The 22626-nt window shown below is 68.9% G+C and carries 19 protein-coding genes; 14 read left to right on the plus strand and 5 right to left on the minus strand.

The window, feature by feature from the left end; all coding sequences use genetic code 11:
* Positions 1 to 29: 29 nt before the first annotated feature.
* The gene (locus tag ACH413_RS46785; protein WP_360049147.1) at positions 30 to 1313 is read left to right on the plus strand and encodes a nucleotide disphospho-sugar-binding domain-containing protein; all 1284 of its coding nucleotides are present in this window, start codon (positions 30 to 32) and stop codon (positions 1311 to 1313) included.
* 87 nt (positions 1314 to 1400) lie between these two features.
* Entirely contained in the window at positions 1401 to 1892 is a 492-nt protein-coding gene (locus ACH413_RS46790; RefSeq protein ID WP_360049148.1) for an MmpS family transport accessory protein, read from the plus strand.
* Here the strand turns inward: ACH413_RS46790 and ACH413_RS46795 are convergent.
* Complete coding sequence (locus ACH413_RS46795; protein WP_360049149.1) at positions 1879 to 2328, minus strand: peroxiredoxin; 450 nt, start codon at positions 2326 to 2328, stop codon at positions 1879 to 1881. The two genes, ACH413_RS46790 and ACH413_RS46795, sit on opposite strands and share 14 nt — an antisense overlap.
* Before the next feature lie 31 nt (positions 2329 to 2359).
* On the opposite strand from ACH413_RS46795, the gene ACH413_RS46800 reads away from it, so the two are divergent.
* Positions 2360 to 3271 carry a LacI family DNA-binding transcriptional regulator gene (locus tag ACH413_RS46800; protein WP_360049171.1) on the plus strand — a complete coding sequence of 304 codons (912 nt, stop codon included), beginning with the start codon at positions 2360 to 2362 and terminating at the stop codon, positions 3269 to 3271.
* Here the strand turns inward: ACH413_RS46800 and ACH413_RS46805 are convergent.
* A complete protein-coding gene (locus tag ACH413_RS46805) occupies positions 3243 to 3587 on the minus strand; it encodes a hypothetical protein (RefSeq protein WP_360049151.1) in 345 nt (114 codons plus the stop codon). The genes ACH413_RS46800 and ACH413_RS46805 overlap by 29 nt on opposite strands.
* Before the next feature lie 22 nt (positions 3588 to 3609).
* Between ACH413_RS46805 and ACH413_RS46810 the strand changes: the two genes are divergently transcribed.
* The 6 genes from ACH413_RS46810 (at position 3610) to treZ (ending at position 12666) form a co-directional block, all read left to right on the plus strand.
* Entirely contained in the window at positions 3610 to 4035 is a 426-nt protein-coding gene (locus ACH413_RS46810) for a RidA family protein (protein WP_093604347.1), read from the plus strand.
* 105 nt (positions 4036 to 4140) lie between these two features.
* Positions 4141 to 5955 carry a 4-alpha-glucanotransferase gene (locus ACH413_RS46815; protein ID WP_360049153.1) on the plus strand — a complete coding sequence of 605 codons (1815 nt, stop codon included), beginning with the start codon at positions 4141 to 4143 and terminating at the stop codon, positions 5953 to 5955.
* A gap of 95 nt (positions 5956 to 6050) precedes the next feature.
* Positions 6051 to 6353 (plus strand): hypothetical protein, encoded by a 303-nt coding sequence (locus tag ACH413_RS46820; RefSeq protein WP_360049154.1) that lies wholly within the window; start codon positions 6051 to 6053, stop codon positions 6351 to 6353.
* 459 nt (positions 6354 to 6812) lie between these two features.
* On the plus strand, positions 6813 to 8918 hold the full coding sequence (glgX, locus tag ACH413_RS46825) for a glycogen debranching protein GlgX (protein ID WP_360049156.1): 2106 nt from the start codon (positions 6813 to 6815) through the stop codon (positions 8916 to 8918).
* Entirely contained in the window at positions 8918 to 10996 is a 2079-nt protein-coding gene (gene treY / locus ACH413_RS46830) for a malto-oligosyltrehalose synthase (RefSeq protein ID WP_360049157.1), read from the plus strand. Before glgX ends, treY begins: the two co-directional genes overlap by 1 nt.
* Positions 10993 to 12666 (plus strand): malto-oligosyltrehalose trehalohydrolase, encoded by a 1674-nt coding sequence (gene treZ / locus ACH413_RS46835; RefSeq protein WP_360049159.1) that lies wholly within the window; start codon positions 10993 to 10995, stop codon positions 12664 to 12666. The genes treY and treZ overlap by 4 nt, the downstream gene beginning before the upstream one ends.
* Here treZ and ACH413_RS46840 read toward each other — a convergent pair.
* On the minus strand, positions 12585 to 12929 hold the full coding sequence (locus tag ACH413_RS46840; RefSeq protein ID WP_360049160.1) for an ANTAR domain-containing protein: 345 nt from the start codon (positions 12927 to 12929) through the stop codon (positions 12585 to 12587). The genes treZ and ACH413_RS46840 overlap by 82 nt on opposite strands.
* A 186-nt stretch (positions 12930 to 13115) precedes the next feature.
* Here ACH413_RS46840 and ACH413_RS46845 point away from each other — a divergent pair, with 186 nt between their 5' ends.
* The 3 genes from ACH413_RS46845 (at position 13116) to ACH413_RS46855 (ending at position 14446) form a co-directional block, all read left to right on the plus strand.
* Entirely contained in the window at positions 13116 to 13295 is a 180-nt protein-coding gene (locus tag ACH413_RS46845; RefSeq protein ID WP_360049161.1) for a CsbD family protein, read from the plus strand.
* Positions 13273 to 13920 (plus strand): UdgX family uracil-DNA binding protein, encoded by a 648-nt coding sequence (locus ACH413_RS46850; RefSeq protein ID WP_360049162.1) that lies wholly within the window; start codon positions 13273 to 13275, stop codon positions 13918 to 13920. Before ACH413_RS46845 ends, ACH413_RS46850 begins: the two co-directional genes overlap by 23 nt.
* 268 nt (positions 13921 to 14188) lie before the next feature.
* Positions 14189 to 14446 carry a helix-turn-helix transcriptional regulator gene (locus tag ACH413_RS46855; RefSeq protein ID WP_360049164.1) on the plus strand — a complete coding sequence of 86 codons (258 nt, stop codon included), beginning with the start codon at positions 14189 to 14191 and terminating at the stop codon, positions 14444 to 14446.
* A 1-nt stretch (position 14447) separates the two neighbouring features.
* On the opposite strand, the gene ACH413_RS46860 is transcribed toward ACH413_RS46855, so the two are convergent.
* Positions 14448 to 15626: a cytochrome P450 gene (locus ACH413_RS46860; protein ID WP_360049166.1), complete on the minus strand. Its 1179-nt coding sequence runs from the start codon at positions 15624 to 15626 to the stop codon at positions 14448 to 14450.
* A 164-nt stretch (positions 15627 to 15790) separates the two neighbouring features.
* On the opposite strand from ACH413_RS46860, the gene ACH413_RS46865 reads away from it, so the two are divergent.
* Both ACH413_RS46865 and ACH413_RS46870 read left to right on the plus strand, forming a co-directional pair.
* The gene (locus ACH413_RS46865) at positions 15791 to 18592 is read left to right on the plus strand and encodes a glycosyl hydrolase family 95 catalytic domain-containing protein (RefSeq protein WP_360049168.1); all 2802 of its coding nucleotides are present in this window, start codon (positions 15791 to 15793) and stop codon (positions 18590 to 18592) included.
* Positions 18589 to 20577 (plus strand): NPCBM/NEW2 domain-containing protein, encoded by a 1989-nt coding sequence (locus ACH413_RS46870; protein WP_360049169.1) that lies wholly within the window; start codon positions 18589 to 18591, stop codon positions 20575 to 20577. The genes ACH413_RS46865 and ACH413_RS46870 overlap by 4 nt, the downstream gene beginning before the upstream one ends.
* Here the strand turns inward: ACH413_RS46870 and ACH413_RS46875 are convergent.
* On the minus strand, positions 20531 to 21856 hold the full coding sequence (locus ACH413_RS46875) for an amino acid permease (protein ID WP_360049170.1): 1326 nt from the start codon (positions 21854 to 21856) through the stop codon (positions 20531 to 20533). The genes ACH413_RS46870 and ACH413_RS46875 overlap by 47 nt on opposite strands.
* Positions 21857 to 22626: the final 770 nt, after the last annotated feature.

A 22626-nucleotide genomic window follows, 5' to 3' on the forward strand; every position in this document is an offset into this window, starting at 1 on the left:
CGTTAAGCGTGATCTGATCGACTGCCCCCGTGCCCCGTCTGAACCTGTTGTTCGCGACCATGCCCGTACCCGGTCACGTCGTGCCGTTGCTGCCCATCGCCCGTGCGCTGACCGAGCGCGGCCATCACGTGCGGTGGTGCACCGGCGAGGTGTTCGCGGCCCGGATCGCCGCGACCGGCGCGGAGTTCGTCGCGATGGACCCGTCGATCGACCACCAGGGGCGCAACGTCGACGAGCTGTTTCCCGAGCGCACCAGGCTCAAGGGCATCGCGAAGCTGCGCTACGACATGACCGCGGTGTTCCTGGACCCGATCCCCGCGCAGGTCAGCGACCTTCAGCGGGTGCTGGCCGAACGGCCGGCGGACCTCGTGGTGCACGACACCGCGTACGTCGGCGCGACCGTGCTCGAACTGCTCGGCGGGCCTCGCGCCGTGAGCGTCGGCGTCACGCCGATGATGCTGCCCGCGCCGGACGTGCCGCCGTTCGGACCTGGTCTGCGGCATCGGACCGGTGTGGTGGCGCGGATGCAGTACGCGGCCGTGCGCGCGTTGCTGGACAACGTGGTGTTCAAGCCCGTGTTCGCGCACCGCGACCGGATCCTCGCCGGATTGGGCCTGCCCGAGGGCGAACGCCGGCTCGCGACCGTGTCCTCGCACCTGCACCTGCAGAACGGCATCGCCGGCCTGGAACACCCGCGCGCGCTCATGCCGCCGCAGGTGAAGTTCGTCGGCGCGCTGGTCGACCCGGCGCCGTCCGTCGGCCTGCCGGACTGGTGGGAACGCATGATGACGGCCGGGCGCCCGATCGTGCACGTCACCCAGGGCACGGTCGCGGACATGGACCTGGGGCAACTCGTGCTGCCCACCATCCACGCCTTGGCCGACGAGCCGGTCACGGTCGTCGCCAGCACCGGCGCGCACGACCTGGGCCTGTTGCCCGCCAACGCCTTCACCGCGCCGTTCCTGCCCTACGACCGACTGCTGCCCGAGATCGCCGCGATGGTCACCAACGGCGGATTCGGTGGCGTGCAACTCGCGCTCGCCCAGGGCGTCCCGCTGGTCGTGGCGGGCACGACCGAGGACAAGCCCGAGGTGGCCGCCCGCGTCGAACGGTCCGGTGCCGGCCTGAACCTGCGCACCTCGGCGCCGTCGTCGAAGGCGATCAGGGCGGCGGTGCGGTCGGTGCTGGACGGCGGGTCGTTCCGGCTGCGGGCCCGGGAACTCGCGGCGGAGTACCGGCAGCACGACGCCGCCGCGCTCAGCGCCGGCCACGTCGAACGGCTGGCGCTGGCAGGTGCGGTGCAGACGGGCTGATCCGGCGGATCCTTGCGGCGCCGCGCCGCGTCCCAGTGGCGGTAACGGCGGGAGTCGCGAGATCGACTCCCTGGGCAGGGGGTCTTCATGTCGCACCAACCGCCCGAGTTCGGCATCGCACCGCCGCTGCACGAGCCGCCCAGGACCTCGAAGTGGCCCTGGGTGCTGTTGCTGGTCACGGTGCTGGTGGTCCTGGGCGCACTCACGTTCGGCAATCACGTGACGACCATGCTGGAGCGGACCTTCAGCTCCCCGACGAGTGCGGCGGTTCCGCTGGAGCCCGTCGAGTCGCCCGCACCGGAGACGCGGACCGTCGTGTTCGAGGTGACCGGCACGGGCAAGGCGTTCAACGTCACCGCGACCGTCGGCGCGACGATCCACAACGAGGCGAGTGTGACCCTGCCGTGGACCCGCACCGTCGAGGTGCCCGCCGGTCCCGCGGCCGAGTCCGTGATGCTCGTGGTCGTCGCGGGCCCGGACGGTGCCGAGGTGCACGGCAAGTACACGATCGACGGCACGACTGTCCGCGAGGGCAAGGCCTCCGGGCCCTACGGCGTGCTGACGATCACTGACTCCTGAGAGCCGCCAGCGCCTTGTCCGCGTGCGCGTTCATCGAGAACTCGCTCTTGACCACCTCGATGATCTCGCGGCCGGCCCCGATGACGAACGTGTGCCGCTTGACCGGGATCGGCCCGAACCGGCGCCGCACGCCGTACTGCTCCGCGACGTCGCCACCGACGTCGGCGAGCAGCGGGTAGTCGAAGCCGTTCAGCTCGGCGAACTCCTTCTGCTTCGCCACGTCGTCCATCGAGATGCCGACGCGCTGGGCCCCGGCCTCCTTGAACTCCTGGGCGAGGTCGCGGAAGTGGCAGCTCTGCGCGGTGCACCCGGACGTCATCGCCGCGGGGTAGAAGAAGAGCACGACCGGGCCGTCCTCGAGCAGCGTCGACAGCTTGCGGTCGGTGCCGTCCTGGTCGGGCAGCGTGAAGTCGGGGGCGAGGTCGCCGGGCTTCATGGATCTCCAATACGCTCGGGCCGTGACCAGCATGTCCGACGTGGCCAAGGCCGCTGGTGTGTCCGCTGCGACCGTATCGCGTGCGCTGCGAGGCGAACCGGGCGTGTCCGAGGCGACCAGGCAGCACGTGAGCGACGTCGCACGCCGGATGAAGTACGCGATCGCCCGCGACGCCTCCTCCCTGGCCGGTGGGCGGCGGTACGCGATCGCGGTGCTGACGTCCGAGGTCAGTCCCGTGCTGGCGGGCGCGGAGGGCGCGTTGCGGCAGGCCGGGTACGACGTGCTGCTCTACGTGCTGGGTGACGCGGACGCGCGCGCCAAGTTCTTCGACGAACTGCCGCTGGGGCGCCGGGTGGACGGCGTGTTGCTGCTGTCGATGTCGCTGTCCTCTTCGGAGCAGGTCGCGCTGGAGTCGTTGGAGGTCCCGCACGTCACGGTCGACGACACCGATCTCCGCCACGCGCTGCAGACCGCCGTGTCCCACCTGCAGGCCCTCGGCCATCGCGAGGTCGCCCTGGTGCTGGCCGACGGCGTGGACGAGTCCTACGACGAGATCCTGGCCGCCGCCGGCCTGGAGGTGCGTCCCGAGTGGACGGTGTGGTGCTCGCCGACCGTCGACGGCGGCGAGCAGGTGGTCGACGTGCTGCTCGACGGCGAACGCCTGCCGACCGCGGTGATCAGCTCGAACGGTGCCGCGGCCGTCGGGATCTTCCTGCGCATGCAGCGGGACGGGCGCGCGGTGCCGGACGAGGTGTCGATCGTGTCGCTGGACGGGCAGGAGCTCACCCGCGTGGTCGGGCTGACCGCCGTCGAGGGGGCGGCGAAGACGCAGGGGGAACGGGCGGTCGCCGACCTGTTCACGCTGATCAGGGGCGGGGAGATCGAACCGGCCGAGCACCTGGTGCGGCTGGTCGTCAGGAACTCGAGCGGGCCCGCGAACTGATGTAGCGCAGTTTGCCGGGCTCGTCGCCGTCGGGCAGCGCGACGAGTTCGTAGGCGTGGCTGTCGTGTCTCGCGTGGGCGCCGAGCTTCACCGGCGCGTAAGGGTTCGTCTGACCTTCGAGCGGGCCGTCGAGGTAGACGGCTTCGCACACGCGGATGTCCGGAGTCTGCCGCAGCTCGTCCAAGTCGTACCGCGCGATGATCTCGTCGTCGGACGCGTCGTCGTCGACCAGGACGAACTCGTCGCTCGGCAACAACAGGCGGCGCAGTCCGGTCGCGTGGTCCGGTCGCGCGCTGAGCACACCGATGCGTTCCACCCTGCCAAAGTACTGTGGCGCCATGCCCGCCCAAGAGCGCCTGACCGAACTGCCCGGCCTGCCGACCACCCCCGGCTACGCCCACGCGGTGACGGTCACCGGCACGCTCGCGTTCGTCTCCGGTCAGGTCGCGGTGGACGCGCAGGGGTGCGCGGTCGGCGTGGACGACCTTGCGGCGCAGACGAGGCAGGCCTTGAGCAATCTTCATCACGTCATCAGAAATCTCGGCGCCGACTGGTCGGATGTCATCAAGTTCACCTGGTTCGTGCTTGATGCGTCGGAGGTTCAGACCATTCGTGACGTGCGGGACGAGATTCTGCGGCCCGCGCTGGGAGAAGTGCCCAACCCGGCCAGCACGCTGGTTCAGGTGGCTGCTTTGTTCGGACCCGATTTCCTGGTCGAGGTCGAGGCGGTCGTGGCTATTCCAGGTGAAGCATCGGATGTCTAAGTAAATGCATCTCTGCGTGGGTGTCTCGACCGGCCTGCACCCATCGGGTGACCAGGGACCATTTGCTCTGGTAATGCGGACCGGGCTATGACATAGCTTGTACCTGTGGAGGAGTTGGTGGCGCGGCTGGCGGACGCTTGGGGCGTTGCCACACGGTACGAAAACGCGGACCAGCAAGAGGTCGTGGTCGATCACGACGTCGTCGTGAAGGTCCTCGCCCAGTTCGGTGTCGACGCGTCCACTGAGGACTCCGTCGCCCGCGAGCTCGCCGAGGTCGAACGGCGGCGGGCCGAGCTGAAGCTCCCGCCCACGATCGTCATCCGCGAGTACGAGACGTACGACCTGCGCGGCCCCGCGACCATCGAGCTCGAGGACGGCACCTCGTTCGCCGTTGAACGGCACGTGCCCGACTCGGTTCCGCTCGGCTGGCACCGCGTCGTCACCGAGGACCAGACCGTCACGCTCGCCGTCGCGCCCAGGACGCTGCCGGACGTCCCGCACACCTGGGGCTGGATGCTGCAGCTCTACGCCGCGCGTTCGAACGAGTCGTGGGGGATGGGCGACTTCGCCGACCTCGCCACCATCGCCCGCCGGAGCAGCCTGGAGCTCGACGCCGGTGTCGTGCTGGTCAACCCCGTGCAGGCGCCGTCGCCGACGCATCCCGTCGAACGCTCGCCGTACTCGCCGACCAGCCGCCGGTTCGCGAACCCGCTGTACCTGCGCGTCACCGACACCGCGGAGTTCCTGCAGGCCTGCCCGCGCACCCGGCAGCTCATCCGCGACCTCCGGCCCGGCAATCACGAGCTGATCGACTACGACGAGATCTGGGACGCCAAGAAGCAGGCCCTGGAGCTGCTCTTCCCCGGCGGCGACGTCGAGATGGACGCCGAGCTGGAGAAGTTCGCCACCTACTGCGCGCTCGCCGAGATCCACGGCAAGGACTGGCGCACGTGGCCGGCCGACCGCGCCGAGCCTCCGGCGGACCGGGTCGGGTTCCACGCCTGGCTCCAGCACCTCTGCACCCGCCAGCTCCAGGACGTGCGGCTCGCCGCGCACGAGGCCGGCATGGCCATCGGCGTCATCCACGACCTCCCGGTGGGCGTCGATCCCGGCGGCGCCGACACGTTCGCGGACCCGGACGTGTTCGCCATCGACGTCACGGTCGGCGCGCCACCCGACGCGTTCAGCGCCGACGGCCAGGGCTGGGGCCTGCCGCCGTGGCGCCCGGACAAGCTCGCCGAGACCGGCTACCGGCCGTTCCGGCAGGTGCTGCGCAGCGTCCTCAAGCACGCCGACGGCATCCGCATCGACCACGTCGCGGGCCTCTGGCGGCTCTGGTGGATCCCGCCGGGCGAGCCGCCCAGCAGGGGCACGTACGTCCATTACGACTCCGACGCCATGCTCGGCGTGCTCGCGCTGGAGGCGTACCGGGCCGGCGCCGTCGTCGTCGGCGAGGACCTCGGCACGGTCGAGCCGGTCGTCACGAAGACGTTGCAGGAGAACGGCATGCTGACCAGCGCCGTTCTCTACTTCCAGCGCGACTACTACGCGGAGGGTCACCCGCTGATCCCGCCGTCGCAGTGGAACCCGAACCAGATGGCCAGCATCTCCACGCACGACCTCCCGACCGCGGCGACGTTCTTCGCGGGCCCCGACGGCCCCGACTTCGACGCGCTGATGCGGCAGGAGGGCATCAAGACCGCGGACAGGGTCGAAGGCGCCCACGAACTGCTCGCGCAGGCCCCCTGCGCACTGGTCCTGACCTCACCTCAGGACGCTCTGCGGGAAACCCGGCAGCCGAACGTGCCGGGCACGATCGACGAGCACCCGAACTGGAGAATTCCCCTGCCGGTGGTATTGGATGATTTCTTCCCACGAGTCCGGGAGATCACCCGGCCACTGCGCAACCGCGGAAGATGAAACTTTTGCGTAACAGCAGGTCATGGACCCGCGGAGTACTGTAGGTGCCGTCACCGGACGGCGGAAGACGAACGTTCTTGGAGGTGGCGTACCAAATGAGCTCAGCCGTGGGCACGCGGACATCAACCGGCGTGCTTGAACTGGCCGTCGAGCAGGTCCTCGCTTCGGTGAGACCCACTGCGCTCGGCGACCCGGTGGTCGGGGCACGGCGCGCGGAGGAATCCCTTCGCGACGCGCTGCGGGACGCGGGTCCCGTCGACGACAACATCGCCCTTCAACACGCGCTGGCGTGCGCTGAGGCCGCTTGTGAACACCTGAAGTACGCGGAGATCCAGGAAGCCCGCACGCTGCTCACGGCCGCACGTGGACAGCTCGTTCTCGCGCACGAAGGAGTGTGACCGCACCCGGTAGTCGCCTGACTGCACGATCACACGATCGAGTTAAGCTGCTCCTGCTCTCGGGAGAACCTGCCGCAGCGGGCCCGGAATTGTCAGAGCCCGCTCGTAAGGTTCGAGTGTGATCTTCCACCAGGCCTACCGGCTCGCATCCGACCAGCACCCGGCACAGGCGCGGACGTCGTCCGCGCCCTGCGGTGCCGCGCGTTTCCCGCTCCCTCCACCAGCGAGGTCGAGCGCACCCACCTGCCGCCCGCGAGGTCGGCCGCGATGATCCGCGGCGTCCTGCGGATCGCCGGCACAGGGTTCTGTGAGATCCGGCGAACATCGTGCGTACGAGGCGCGATGACGGGGTACGTGTCTCTTCGTGGACCGTCGGTACCCGTCGTCGAAGCGTGATGCCACGACGTTGTCGCACGGATATGGTCTGTTGGTAGCTAGTTCTTTGTGACGAGGAGCATTGTGCGACCCTGGCCTGGTAGGCCCTACCCGCTCGGCGCCGGCTATGACGGCGTCGGCACGAACTTCGCCCTGTTCTCCGAAGTCGCGGAGTACGTCGAGCTCTGCCTCTTCGACGAGGACGGCACGGAGACACGCGTGAGGCTGCCGGAGGTGGACGGTTTCGTCCACCACGGTTACCTGCTCGGCGTGGGCCCGGGGCAGCGGTACGGGTACCGCGTGCACGGGCCGCACGACCCGGCCCGAGGCCTCCGGTGCAACCCCAACAAGCTGCTGATCGACCCGTACGCCAAGGCCATCTCGAACGGCCTGTCGTGGGACGAGGCGCTGTACGGGTACAAGTTCGGGTCGCCGGACGAGCGCAACGACGACGACTCGGCTCCGCACGTGTCGAAGTCCGTGGTGGTGAACCCGTTCTTCGACTGGACGAACGACAGGCTGCCCAGGACGCCGTACAACGAGAGCGTCATCTACGAGGCGCACGTCCGCGGCCTCACCATCGACCACCCGGAGATCCCGCCGCGCCTGCGCGGGACGTACGCGGGGCTCGCGCATCCGGTGATGATCGACCACCTGATCAAGCTCGGGGTCACGGCCGTCGAGCTGATGCCGGTGCACCAGTTCATCAGCGATCACACGCTGGCGGAGCGCAGGCTCAGCAACTACTGGGGCTACAACACGATCGGGTTCTTCGCGCCGCACGACGGTTATTCGGCGTTGCCGCTCAACCAGGTGCAGGAGTTCAAGGGCATGGTCCGCGCCCTGCACCAGGCGGGGATCGAGGTCATCCTCGACGTCGTCTACAACCACACGGCGGAGGGCAACCACCTCGGGCCGACGTTGTCGATGCGCGGTATCGACAACGAGTCGTACTACCGGCTGGTGGAGGACGACCCGCAGTTCTACACGGACTACACGGGCACCGGTAACTCGCTGAACGTGCGCTCGCCCCACACGTTGCAGCTCATCATGGACTCGCTGCGGTACTGGGTCACCGAGATGCACGTCGACGGCTTCCGCTTCGACCTCGCGGCGACGCTGGCGCGCGAGTTCTACGACGTGGACCGGCTGGCGACGTTCTTCGAGGTCGTGCAGCAGGACCCGGTGGTGTCGCAGGTGAAGCTGATCGCGGAGCCGTGGGACGTCGGGCCCGGTGGGTACCAGGTCGGCAACTTCCCTCCGCTGTGGACGGAGTGGAACGGCAAGTTCCGCGACACGGTCCGCGACTTCTGGCGTGGTGAGCCGGCGACGATGGGCGAGTTCGCGTCGCGCATCACCGGCAGCAGCGACCTCTACCAGGACGACGGCCGGCGGCCGTACGCGTCGATCAACTTCGTGACGGCGCACGACGGCTTCACGCTCAACGACCTGGTGTCGTACAACGACAAGCACAACGAGGCCAACGGCGAGGACAACCGCGACGGCGAGGACCACAACCGGTCCTGGAACTGCGGTGTCGAGGGGCCGACCGACGACGAGGAGGTCCTCACCCTCCGGCGGCGGCAGCGGCGGAACCTGATGGCGACGATGCTGTTGTCGCAGGGTGTGCCGATGATCGTGAACGGCGACGAGTTCGGGCGCACGCAGAACGGCAACAACAACGCGTACTGCCAGGACAACGAGGTCTCGTGGGTCGACTGGTCGTTGCTGGAGGCCAACTCCGAGCTGGCCGAGTTCACCTCGGCGCTCGCCGCGTTCCGCAAGGCGCACCCGGTGTTCCGGCGCAAGCGCTTCTTCGCGGGCAGGCCGATCCGCAAGGGCGAGGAACTGCGCGACATCGCCTGGTTCACGCCGGCCGGTGAGGAGATGACCGAGCAGAACTGGGAGGACGACCTCGGCAAGTGCATCACCGTCTTCCTCAACGGTGAGGGCATTCCCGACCTCGACTCGCGCGGCATGCGGGTGGTCGACGACTCGTTCCTGATGGCGTTCAACGCGCACTACGAGGACATCCAGGTCACGTTGCCGGAGCCCGAGTACGGTCCTGAGTGGAGGGTCGTCGTGGACACCACGACCGGGGAGGTCGGCGGCAACGAGAAGCCGATCGCCGCGTCCGGACAGCTCTCGCTGACCGCGCGGTCGCTCGTCGTGCTGCAGCGGGTGGGCTGATGGGCGCGCCGTCCTCGACGTACCGCGTCCAGTTCACCCCGTCCTTCACCTTCGCCGACGCCACCGCCGTCGCGGACTACCTGGCGCGCCTGGGGATCGGCGCGCTGTACGCGTCGCCGATGCTCGACGCGCGGGAGGGCTCGACGCACGGCTACGACGTCGTGGACCCGACCCGCGCGCGGCCCGAACTGGGCGGCGACGAGGGCCGGGTGGCGCTCCAGGACCGGCTCAAGGCGCTGGACCTCGGCCTGGTCGTCGACATCGTGCCGAACCACATGGTCGTGCCGAACCCGTGGTGGGAGGACGTTCTCGCCAACGGGCAGGAGTCGAAGTACGCGCGGTACTTCGACATCGACTGGTCGTCCGGCCAGGTGCTGCTGCCGGTGCTCGGGGAGGACTCCGAGGACGAGGTCCACGAGCACTACCGCGAAGTGGACTGGCGGCGCGGCAACACCGAGCTGAACTACCGGCGGTTCTTCGACATCACCGAGCTCGCGGCGGTGCGGGTCGAGGACCCCGAGGTGTTCGAGGCGACGCACCGCGCGGTGTTGTCGTGGGGCGTCACGGGACTGCGCGTCGACCACCCGGACGGGCTCGCCGACCCCGGCGGCTACTTCCGGCGGCTGCGCGAGCACTTCGACGGCTGGCTGGTCGTGGAGAAGATCCTCGGACCGGACGAGTCGCTGCCGCAGAGCTGGCCGGTCGACGGCACGACGGGTTACGACGCGTTGCGCGAGATCTGCGGTGTGTTCATCGCCTCCAGGGACGCCTTCAGCGGCGACTTCCACGAGATCGAGCACTCGTCGCGGCAGCAGGTCGCGGACTCGATCCTGGTGGCCGAGGTGCGCCGGATCGCCCGGCTGGTCCAGGGCGTCGAGTTCGAGGAGGCCTGCAAGGCCGTCGCCGAGGTGATGGTCAACTTCCCGGTGTACCGCTCGTACCTCCCGGAGGGCCTGCGGCACTGGGAGATCGCGGTGCAGCGGAGCAGGTCGTCCGCGGTGCGCGCGTTGGACGAGCAGGTCCGCGCCGACCCGCGCGGCGAGCTGGCGACGAGGATCCAGCAGACGTCCGGCATGGTCGTCGCGAAGGGCACCGAGGACACCGCGTTCTACCGGTACACGAACTTCGTGGCGCTCAACGAGGTCGGCGGTTCGCCGGACCGGTTCGGGCTGCCCGTCGGCGAGTTCCACGAGCGCGCGGCGCGGCGTGAGTCCGCAGAGCCGAACGCGATGACGGCGTTGTCGACGCACGACACCAAGCGCTCCGAGGACGTGCGCGCGAGGCTCGCGGTGCTGGCGGAGATCCCGAACGAGTACCTGGCGTTCGAGGCCGAGATGAGCCAGAAGCACGGGCTCTCCGAACCGTCGCTGAACCGCCTGGCGTGGCAGTCGCTCGTCGGCGCGTGGCCGCTGACGGAGGACCGCCTCGGCCAGTACCTGGAGAAGGCGTCCCGCGAGGCCAAGCTCAGGACGTCGTGGGTCGACCGCAACGCCGAGTTCGACGCCGAGGTGGCCGCGTGGCCCGCGAAGGCGTTGAACGAGCCCGAGGTCACCGCGTTCGCCGAGCGGATCAAGGCTCCCGGCTGGTCGAACTCGCTGGGGCAGAAGCTGGTCCAGCTCACCGCGCCGGGCGTGCCGGACGTGTACCAGGGCACCGAGCTGTGGGACTTCTCGCTGGTCGATCCGGACAACCGCAGGCCCGTCGACTACGAGGTGCGCCGGGAGATGCTGGCGCGCATCGAGTCCGGCTGGCTGCCGGAGGTCGACGACTCGGGCGCGGCCAAGCTCCTCGTGGTGCAGAAGGCTTTGCACGTGCGCAAGCGGGGTCTGCACGGCTACCGGCCGCTGCACGCCGAGGGCCCGGCGGCCGAGCACGTGCTGGCGTTCGAACGGTCCGGCGTGATCACGGTGGCCACGCGACTGCCGGTCGGGCTGGAGCAGAAGGGCTGGCAGGACACGGTTCTGCCGCTGCCCGGTTCGAAGTGGACGGACGTCCTCACCGGGCGGCCGGCGACCGAGGACCTGGCCTCGTTGCTCGACACCTATCCGGTGGCGTTGCTGGTGCAGGGGGATCAGTGAGCTTCTCCGTCTGGGCACCGACTCCCGAGTCGGTGCACGTGCGCGTCGACGGCTTCGACCACGAGATGAAGCGCGACGGCGACTGGTGGTACTCCGACACCGACGGGACGGACTACGCGTTCGTCATCGAGGGCAAGGCGTACCCGGACCCGCGGTCGCTGTGGCAGCCCAGCGGCGTGCACGAGGCCTCCCGTGTGTACACCCACCAGTTCGAGTGGACCGACAGCGCCTGGACCGGCCGGGCGCTGCCGGGCGGCGTGATCTACGAGCTGCACATCGGCACGTTCACGCCGGAGGGCACGTTCGACGCGGCCATCGGCAGGCTCGACCACCTGGTGGACCTCGGCATCTCGTTCGTCGAGGTCATGCCGGTCAACAGCTTCGACGGCGTCGAGGGCTGGGGCTACGACGGCGTGCTGTGGGGTGCCGTGCACGAACCCTACGGCGGGCCGGACGGGTTCAAGCGGTTCGTGGACGCCTGTCACGCCCGAGGCCTCGCCGTGCTGCTCGACGTGGTCTACAACCACCTCGGGCCGTCCGGCGCGTACCTCGACAAGTTCGGGCCGTACTTCGCCGGGCGCAATGACTGGGGTCCTGGCCTGAACCTGGACGGGTCAGGCTCCGACGAGGTGCGCCGGTACGTCATCGACAACGCGCTGCAGTGGCTGCGGGACTTCCACGTCGACGGGCTGCGGCTCGACGCCGTGCACGCGCTGGCGGACAGCCGCGCGACCCACGTCCTCGAGGAACTGTCCGTCGAGGTGGACGCGCTGTCGGCGTCCGTAGGCCGCCCGCTGACGTTGATCGCCGAGTCCGACCTGAACGACGCCAAGCTCGTCACGGCGCGCGAAGGCGGCGGCTACGGCCTGCAGGCGCAGTGGTCCGACGACCTGCACCACTGCCTGCACGTCGCGCTGACCGGCGAGACCTTCGGCTACTACGAGGACTTCGCGGCACCCGGAGCGCTGAAGAACACGCTGGAGAAGGTGTTCTTCCACGCCGGCACGTGGTCGTCGTTCCGCGGCAAGCACCACGGCAAGCCGGTCGACACGGCGTTGATCCCCGGCCACCGGTTCCTCGCGTACACGCAGAACCACGACCAGGTCGGCAACCGCGCGACCGGCGACCGGCTGCCCGCGACCGTGTCGACGGGGAAGCTGCTGTGCGCGGCGGCGCTCGTGCTCACCTCGCCCTACACCCCCATGATCTTCATGGGGGAGGAGTGGGCGGCCTCGACGCCGTGGCAGTTCTTCGCGTCCTTCCCGGACCCGCAGCTCGCGGAGGCGGTCCGGACGGGCCGGCGGCGCGAGTTCTCCCGGCACGGCTGGGGCGAGTCCGACGTGCCGGACCCCATGTCGCCGCAGACCGTCGAAAATTCGCGGCTGCGCTGGGACGAGGCCGGCGAGGGCGACCACGCCGTGGTCCTGGACACCTATCGCGCCCTGATCGCGTTGCGCCGCTCCCGCCCGGAGCTGGCCGATCCGCGGTTGGACAGGGTCGTGGTGGAGCAGGACGGGGAGTGCTTCGTGGTGCACCGCGGCACGATCCGCGTGGTGGTGAACCTGGGCACGACCCCCGTCCCGCTACCTCAGGGAGACGTGCTGCTGACCTCCTCGGCGAATCCGTCGCCGCTTCCACCGGAGTCGTTCGCGGTCGTCGCGTCGACGTGATCCCACAGCATCTGGTCGGCCGTCTCGACGGGCCGTCCGAGGTGCGCGTGCACGAACGCCATGACCAGCCGGTCTGCGGCGACGTGCAGCTTGATGTTGTGGTGCTGGGATATGTGCACCAGCAGCTGGAACGCCTGCTGGGGTGTGCAGGGTTTGCGCGCGGCGATCAGGCCTGTGGCCTGCCCAATGACTGTCCGGGACACCAGGGCCTTGCGCAGCCCCGCCACCTCGGCCTCCAGGGCGGTGATTCTCGCGGACGGCACCGCCTGCTCCTTTCGCGTCGTCACGGTCACAGCGGCATGCCGGTGTGACGACGCGCTCTGGAGCTGCATTGCGAAGGGCGGGCACACCCAGGGCAAGCCGTCACATCGGCTTGCGGCTGGGTTCTCAACCGCGAGTGATCACCTTATCAACTGTTTCGAGCGGTGCTCGCGGGGTAACCGAGAAGCATGGGTGCCGAGGAGAAGTTCAGCAACAAGGCAGACGAACTCAAGGGCCGTGCGAAGGAAGCCGTCGGCGACGCCACGGACAACGAGCAGTGGCAGGCCGAGGGCCGCGCTGAGCGCATGAAGGCCGACATCAAGCAGGCCGGCGAGAAGGTCAAGGATGCCTTCCGCTCGGACAAGTAAGAGCGCGGGCAAGACGGCGGACGCCGCCCAGTACGTCCCTGAGGGGGCCGACTGGGCGGCGTTGCAGTCTGCGGCCACAAAGTGCCACGGGTGCGAGCTGCACCAGGACGCGTCACAGACCGTGTTCGGCGAGGGGCCGGTGCCGGCGCGGCTGATGATGGTGGGCGAGTGCCCCGGTGACCACGAGGACACCGAGGGCCACGTGTTCGTCGGGCCCGCCGGACGGCTCCTGGACAAGGCGTTCAAGGCCGCCAGGATCGATCGTTCGAAGACGTACCTGACGAACGCGGTGAAGCACTTCCGGTTCACCGAGCGCGGCAAGCGCAGGATCCACCAGCAGCCCCTGCGAGGTCAGGTCGTGGCCTGCTTCCCGTGGTTGCGGGAGGAGATCCGCGTGGTGCAACCGCGGCTCGTGGTCGTGCTGGGGGCCGTGGCGGCGAAGGCGGTGCTGGGGCCGTCGTTCAAGCTGACCGAGCACCGCGGTGAGGTGCTGGAGCACGACGGGCTACGGGTCGGGGTGACGGTGCACCCGTCGGCGGTCGTGCGGGCCGAGAACTTCAGCGAGGCGTTCGACGCGTTCGTCGCGGACCTGCTGGCGCTGAAGAAGCCGCAGAAGAAAGCCTGAGAACGGGACAACCCCCGGACGACTCCTGCGCGAGCAGGCCGAGCGGGACCAGCGCTCGAAGTCCGGGGGTCGGGTGGCTGCCTGGGTTTACGACAAGGCGTCACCAAAAGGCGGTCCTATCGGACAGCCACCTCACGAGTCCTGTTGCTATACAACTTCGGACCACCTCCTCTCGTGTGTAAGACGAACCTATGTCGGGATCGGCCGGCCTCGCAACGGACTTTTCTCACGCCACCCGGCACGTCTGTTTCGCGTAGAATCCGCACCCATGGTGCGCATCCCACTGACGTCGCTGGAACGGGAGCGCGGCAGGCGGCTCGGTCAGATGCTGCGGGACGCCCGCGGCGAGGAGAGCATGGTCGAGATCGCGGCCCGCGCCGGCCTGTCCGCCGAGACCGTGCGCAAGATCGAGACCGGCCGTGCCCCCACGCCGTCGTTCTTCACCATCGCCGCTCTCGCGGGCGCGCTCGGGATCTCGCTCGACTCCATCAACGAAGTGCTGACCCCGCAAAGCCGGTCCGCCTAGTTCACCACGTGACCGGCAGGGCCAGCGGGCCTCGCATCGCCATGCCCGTCCGCCACCGCACGTCACCGGCCAGGCGCAGGTCCGGGAACCGTTCGAGCAGCGCCGTCAGCGCGACCTGCACGTCCATCCGCGCCAGCTGAGCGCCGATGCAGTGGTGCGGTCCGTGCCCGAACGCGAGGTGCCCCTTGGCGTTGCGCGTCACGTCGAACCGGTCGGGGTCGGGGAACTGGCGCGGGTCGCGGTTGGCCGCGTGCTTCGCGAGCAGCACGGGTTCACCCGCGCGCACGGTGCCGCCGCTCAGCTCGACGTCCTCCAACGCGTAGCGGGGCAGGATGTCGGCGATCTCCTGTCCCGGGATCCACCGCAGCAGTTCCTCCACGGCGCCGGGCATCAACTCGGGCCGGGCGCGCAGCAGCGCGGCCTGGTCCGGGTGCGTCAGCAGGGTGTGGACCGAGTTGACGATGTGGCTCGCGGTCGAGTCGTAGCCGGCGCCGAGCAGCAACACCGTGATCTGCACCAGTTCCTCGGCGGTGAGCCGGTCGCCTTCCTCCTGTGCCACCACCAAAGCGCTGATCAGGTCGTCTTCCTGGTGCACGCGGCGCTGGTCGGCGAGGCCCGCCAGGTAGCCCGCCAGTTCGCCGAGCTTCGACAGCTTCTCGTCGTCGGTCATCGCCGTGGTCGACATGAACGCCTCGGCGAGCGACTGGAAGTGGTCGCGGTCGGCGTACGGGACGCCGAGCAGGTCGCAGACCATCAGTCCTGGCAACGGAATCGCGAACGCCGTCAGGAGATCAGCCGGTGGGCCCGCCTTCTCCATCTCGTCGAGCAGGTCGCCGGCCACCTGGTGCGCGGTGTCGCGCAGCTGTTCGACGCGGCGCACGGTGAACGCGTGCGACAGCAGGCGGCGCAGGCGGGTGTGATCCGGCGGGTCCATGTCGGTCAGGATCGCGCCGATGCGCGTCGGGCCCATCCTGGGCGTGTCCCGCACGGCCGCCTGCGCGAGGCTGAACCTCGGGTCGCTGAGCGCTAATCGGACGTCGTCGTATCTCGTGAGCAGCCAGCCTTCTTCCCCGTAGGGGAGTTTGACGCGGGCGAGCGGCTCCTCGTCCCGCAGCGCGGCGTAGGTCGGGTGCAGGTCGAGCCCGTCCACCGGACCGAACGGGTAGGAACGCGCGATCATGAGCATCCTCCAAGGGTTCGCGGCCGACTCAGCGTACTTCCGGTAAACGCTTACATCCGAGGCTTGACCGGTCTTGACCGTCTTCTTTGGCGGACCTAGGCTGCCGACGGACGTACACATCCGATCTTTGGGCGCCGCCGCCAACGGACCTGAAGGGTGCTGGAGTGGAGCTGTCGCGGCGCGGGCTCATGGGCGGGGTGGTGGCGGGAGCAGCGCTCACCGCGCTGCCCGCCGGAGCGGAAGCGGAGACTTCCGGGTGCACGACGAGGATCGACTGGGAGAGGTTCCTCGGCGAGCAGGACCTGGTGTGGCAACGGATTCCGCGTGCCTGGTACGAGGGACCGTTCCTGGGCAACGGGTTTCTCGCCACCGCGGTCTACCGGGAGCCGGGCGCGAACGCCGTCCGGTTCACCGTCGACCACGCGAAGGTGCAGGACCACCGGCCGCAGTTCGGCAACGAGTGGGGAGTGGCCCGGCTGCCGGTCGGGCGGCTGCTGCTGACGCCGGTCGGCCGGATCACCGGAGTCGACCTGCGGCTCGACCTGTGGAACGCCGAACTGCGCGGCAAGATCGTCACGGATCGCGGTGAGCTGGCGATCAGGCTGTTCGTGCACGCCGAGAAGTCGTTGCTGCACCTGGAAGTTCGGCCCACCAGCGGCGAACAGGCCGTCGAGCTGGAGTTCCAGGCGCTCGACGCACTGAGTCCGCGCACGATCCGCGAGCCACCGCCCGCGACGTTCCCGCTCAACCCCGAACCCGTCACCCGGACCGTGAACGGGCTGACGCTCGTCACCCAGGAGATGGTCGCGGGCGGACAGACGGCCACGGCGTACCGGAAGCGCGAGCGGCACGGCCGCACGGATCTCCTTCTGTCCGTGGAACATTCGTTTCCGGACAGGACCGCCGAGGGTGCGGTCAGGACCGCGATCACCACGGCGCTGGCGCCCGAAGTGCTGCGCCAACAGCATCAGAAGTGGTGGCATCGCTTCTACCGCAAGAGTTTCGTGTCCGTGCCGGACGCGTTGATGCAGAGCTTCTACTGGATCCAGCTGTACAAGCTCGCGTCGGGCGCACGCCGGGAAGCGCCGATCATGCCGACCTCCGGGCCGTGGCTGGAGCCGACGCCGTGGCCGTCGGTGTGGTTCAACCTCAACGCCCAGCTCGAGTACTGGCCCGTGCTCGCGTCGAACCACCTCGAACTCGACCCGATCCCGCGCACGCTCTCGCAGCACCAGCAGATCCTCGTCGACGCGCTGCGGCCCGAGTTCCGGGCCGACTCGATGGGGTTGCGGCGCAGCACCGATCCGACGTTTCAGGACGCCGGGTTCGTCGGCTCGCCACTGCACCCGTCACCGGACCCGGAGATCGGCAACCTGCCGTGGTTGCTGCACAACGCGTGGCTGAACTACCGCCACAGCATGGACGAGCGGATCCTGCGCGACACGGTTTTTCCGGTGCTGCGCCGATCCACGAACTACTACCTGCACTTCCTGCGCAAGGGCGACGACGGCAGGCTGCACCTGCTGCCCACCTACTCGCCCGAGTACGGCGTCGCGCCGGACTGCAACTACGACCTCGCGTTGCTGCGCTGGTCGTGCCGCACGCTCATCGAGTCCGCGAAGATCCTCAAGATCTCCGACCCGCTGGCCCCGCGCTGGCAGGAGGTGCTGGACCAGCTCGTCGAGTACCCGGTGGACGCGGGCGGGTTCATGATCGGCACCGGGGTGCCGTTCGCGAAGTCGCACCGGCACTACTCGCACCTGCTCGCCGTCTACCCGCTGCACGAGGTCACCTGGGAGCAGCCGGAACGCCGTGACCTCATCGAACGCTCGCTGAAGCACTGGCTGAGCTTCGAGGGGTCGTTGCGGGGCTTCACCTTCACCGGTGCCGCGTCGATCGCAGCCCAGATGACCAAAGGCGATGACGCACTGGGTTACCTGCGTGAGTTCGTGGCCAGGTTCGCGCAGCCCAACACGATGTACTTCGAGGCGGGGCCGGTGATCGAGACGCCGCTGAGCGCCGCGAAGTCGTTGCAGGACATGCTGATCCAGAGCTGGGGCGGCCTGATCCGGATCTTCCCGGCCGTGCCGTCGGTCTGGCAGGACGTCACGATCCACGACACCCGCACCGAGGGCGCGTTCCTGGTCAGCGCGGTGCGGCGGGGCGGCAGGACGCGGTTCGTGCGGGTGCGCAGCGAGGCCGGCCAGCCGTGCCGCGTCCGCACGGGCATCGACGGGCCGCTGATCGTGCGCGGCTGCGCGCGGTGGAGCGTCCGGGACGGCGTGGTCGAGCTGGGGCTGCAGAGGGGCCAGGAGGCCCTGATCCACGCGAAGGGCGAGCGCGACTTCACCATCGCGCCGGTGCGGATCACGTCGCCGGGCAGGCGCTGGGGGCTGCCCGCGTTGCTGCCTGGTGGCAGCGCGGTGCCGGTGGACATCAGCGCGTCGTTCGACAACGACGGGCTGTCCAACGAGTTCACCAGTCGCGACGGCGACTTCGACGGGCTGGGCGACACCTATCCGGCCGCGCAGCTGCCGCAGACAGGGTCCGTCACCGACGACGGCGTTCTGTTCGAGTTCCACAACGGTGACGAGGCCAGCAGGAACAACGTCGTCGCGAATGGACAGACGCTCGCCGTTCCCGCCGGGAAGTACGTGAAGCTGCACCTGCTCGCGGCCGCCGACACCGGCAACGTGGAGGCGGACGGCGCGGTGGTGTACGCCGACGGTGCCGTGCCTGCCCGGTTCCGGGTGACGGCCTGGCAGCAGCGGCCGCAGTTCGGCGAGTCGGAACCCGTTGCCACGACGCTGATGCACACGCCGTCCGGTCCGGTGACCAGACAGGTGTCGATCTTCCACCAGTCCGTCGGACTGGACGCCGCCCGAGAGCTCTCCGCCGTCACCCTGCCCAGGACGAGCGGGCCACGCCTGCACGTCTTCGCGATCACCTTGGAGAAGCCGAAGTGAGATCACTGCTCACCGCGCTGACGCTCGTCGCAGCGTCCGTGGTCGTCCCCGCGACACCTGCCCTGGCCGTGGACCCGACGTTGGCGCTGACGCCGCCGATGGGGTTCAACAACTGGAACACCACCGGCTGCGACATCAACGAGCAGATGATCCGCGACATGGCGGACATCTTCGTGACGAAGGGGCTCAAGGACGCCGGCTACCAGTACGTCAACGTCGACGACTGCTGGGCCGACGCCACCCGCGACCCGGCGACGGGCCGGATGCGCCACCACCCCGTTCGCTTTCCCAGCGGGATGAAGGCTCTCGGTGACTACATCCACGCGCGCGGCCTCAAGTTCGGCATCTACACGAGCGCCGGTGTGCAGACCTGCGCGAAGACCATGCCGGGTGCGCTGGACCACGAGGAGATCGACGCGCAAACGTTCGCGGACTGGGGCGTCGACTACCTCAAGTACGACAACTGCAACAACGAGGGCCGTCCCGCCCTGGAGCGCTACACGAAGATGCGGGACGCGCTGAAGAAGACCGGTCGCCCGATCGTCTACTCGATCTGCGAGTGGGGCCAGAACAAGCCCTGGGAGTGGGGCAAGGGCGTCGGGCACCTGTGGCGCACCACCGGTGACATCAACGACACCTGGTCCAAGACCGTCGAGATCCTGAAGCTGAACGCACCGCTGGACGCCCATGCAGGGCCGGGGCACTGGAACGACCCCGACATGCTGGAGGTCGGCAACGGCCGGCAGACCACGGTCGAGTACAAGAGCCACTTCGCGCTGTGGTCGATCATGGCGGCGCCGCTGCTGATCGGCGCGGACCTGCGCAAGATCTCGGCCGAGCACCTGGACGTGTTGCGCAACAAGGAGATCATCGCGGTCAACCAGGACCGGCTGGGCGTGCAGGGGAAGGTGATCCAGCAGAAGGACGGGCATTGGGTGTTCGTGAAGCCCCTGGCGAACGGGGACAGGGCGGTGGCGCTGTTCAACGAGTCCGAGGTGAACGCGACGATCTCGACCTCCGCGCGTGCGCTCGGGTTGCCTGCGAGCGTCGGGTACACCGTGCGGGATCTGTGGCAGGGCAAGAACTTCCAGTCCGCCGGGCAGATCTCGGCCTCGTTGCCTCCGCACGGCACCGCGATCTTCCGGGTGAAGGCGTCGCAGGACTGGTACCGGCACGAGCCGGCGATCGACACGTCGTTGGACGTCGAGGCCTCGGTTCCCGGCATTCCCGGCACCCTCACGCCGGCTGGGGAGCCGTTCGTGGCTTCCGTGACGGCGACCAACCAGGCGCCGATTCCGCTGCTGAACGCATCGACTTCGTTCGTGGCGCCTGCCGGGTGGAAGGTCGAGAAGCTCTCTTCCGAACGCGCTGCGGTGTTGCTGACCTCGCAGTCGGTGCAGAGCCGGTGGCGGATCACGCCACCTGCGGGAGTTGTTCCTGGAGCGCATGCGTTGCGTGGCTCGCTGGGCGTGGTTTGGGTCGGGCACGGCAAGCTGACGCGGCCGGTGGAGGCCGGGGTGCTCGTGCCCGGCGCCGGGCCGTCAGGGGAGGTGTGGGCGAGTGCTGTTCAGTTCACCACCGAGCGCAGCGGGTACGGGCCGGTCGAGCGGGACCGGTCCAACGGCGGCTACCTCGGTGGTGACGGCAAGACGTTGACCATCAACGGGAAGACGTACGAGAAGGGACTTGGCGCGCACGCTCAAGCCGAGTTGATTTTGTACGTCGGTGGGCGTTGCACGTCGTTCTCGTCCGACGTCGGCATCGACGACGAGCGGGACGTGAACCAGCTCGGGTCGGCGGTCTTCGAGGTCTGGGCGGACGGCACGAAGGTCGCCGACAGCGGGCTGCGGACGTGGCGGGACGACGCCGTGTCGCTCACGGGATCGTTGAAGGGCGCCAAGTTCCTGCGGCTGGTGGTCGGCGACGGCGGTGACGGCGTCAGGTTCGATCGAGGAGACTTCGCCGCTGCAAGGCTGACCTGCTGAGAGCCACGGCCGCGATGACGGCGACGAGCACGCCCGTGGACAGGATCTGGCCGCGGGCCTGCTCGTCGCTGAGCATCAGCACGATGATGCCGAGGATCGCCGCCAGCGCCACCCAGGAGAGGTACGGGTAACCCCACATGGGGACCGCCGGGTTCTCGTACGTGCGGCGCAGGCGTATCTGGGAGATCGCGACGAACGCCCAGACGACCAGCAGCGCCGAGCCCACCGCGTTGAGCAGCAGCAGGAACACCGTGTCCGGCCACAGGTAGTTGAGGAGCACGGAGAAGAAGCCGAACGCCGTGGAGGCGAGCACGGCGTTGCGCGGGACACCGTTCGTTTTGTTGAGGAGTGCTTTCGGGGCCTCGCCGCGTTCGGCGAGCGAGCTGAGCATGCGCGCGGCGCCGTAGAGGGTGGCGTTGATGGCGCTCAGCAGTGCCACGAAGATGACGACGTTCATGATCTTCCCGGCCGCGGGGATGCCGAGCCGGTTGAGCACCGCCACGTACGGGCTGGCGCCGACCTCGGAGTCGTTCCAGGGCAGGAGCGTCACGACCACGGCCATCGAGCCGAGGTAGAAGACCAGCAGCCGCGTCATGGACGTCCGGACGGCCTTCTTGACGGCGTGCTTCGGGTCTGCCGCGTCGGCCGCGGCGATCGTGACGACCTCCAAGCCGCCGAACGCGAACACCACCGCCATGAACCCGGCGATGACGCCGCCCCAGCCGTTGGGGAGGAAGTCGTGGAGGTTCTGCGTGCCGGGGGAGTCGAAACCGGGGACGACCCCTGCGATGGCCGCCACGCCCAGTGCGAGGAAGAGGACGATCGCGGCGACCTTCAGGCCGGCGAACCAGAACTCGAACTCGCCGAAGTTGCGGACGCCCGCGAGGTTCACGGCGGTGAGCGCGGCCATGAAGATCAGCACCCAGGCCCACTGCGGGATCGCCGGGACCCAGCCCGAGGCGATCTTGGCCGCGCCGGTCGCCTCGACCGCGAGCACCACACCCACCGCCGCCCAGTAGGTCCAGCCGACCGTGAAGCCCGCCCACGGGCCGATCGCCTTCTCCGCGTGCACCGAGAACGCGCCGCCGCTCGGATGTTCTGCGGCCATTTCCCCGAGCATGCGCAGGACGAGCAACGCCAGAATTCCGGCAAGTCCGAACGAGATGAGGACCGCCGGTCCGGCGAGCGCTATGCCCACGCCCGTCCCGACGAACAGACCCGCTCCGATCACGCCACCCAGCGCGATCATGGTGACATGCCGTTCCCGCAGGTGAGTCACGCTCTCCAGCCCCGTTCGAGTGTGCCGATGGCGGCCCGATAGTGAGTTCATGGCGGCGGAGAGTCAAATCGTGTGATCGGAGTTACACCGTACTGAAACAGAGTGAGGGTGAGATCGATGAACTCGCCTAAGGGAGTACTGCCGTCAGGGGTTCTGCCGTCCGGGAGCCTGCCGTCCGGGGTTCTGCCGCAGCTCGACACCTTCTCCGGGGCGCTGGAGCGTTACTCGAGTTGGGGATGGCTCGTGTTGCGGTCGGAGAACCGGTTGCTGCTGACCACCGATCATGGCGTTTCCGCTGTGGAGATGGCGGCTGGGATCGGTGGGGAGGTGCAGCACTACCTGTCCGTTCGGATGCTTGGCGGGCCCGTTGTGGTGTTGCCTTCGGGGGCCGGTGCGCCTGGGCGGTGGCTCATCCTCACTGAGTCTGCTGATGAGGCTTCGCAGGTGAACTTGATTCGGTTGCGGGCTCGAGGGGCCCTGACGCATCGGTTGGGGACGTTGGTGCCGTTGCCGCCCTCGCGGATTGACGGGGGTGGGGTTCGGTGGTTGGGGGATGTTCCGCCGGTTAAGCCGTTCTTGCCGCCGTTCTCGGCTGTGGTGGCTGCGTTGAGGGCGGTTACGGAGACTGCTGGGTTGCGTTGACTTTGGGCGATCCGCGACCTTGCGGGTGGTCACCTTGCGGGCGGCCTGGTCGCCTTGCGTGCTTCCCCTGGGGGCTCTGCCCCCAGACCCCCGGCAATCTGATCGGGGGGTGGCGCCGCCTGCGGGTA

It is taken from the genome of Lentzea sp. NPDC020367, from assembly GCF_044387305.1.
In the GTDB taxonomy this organism is placed as follows: domain Bacteria; phylum Actinomycetota; class Actinomycetes; order Mycobacteriales; family Pseudonocardiaceae; genus Lentzea.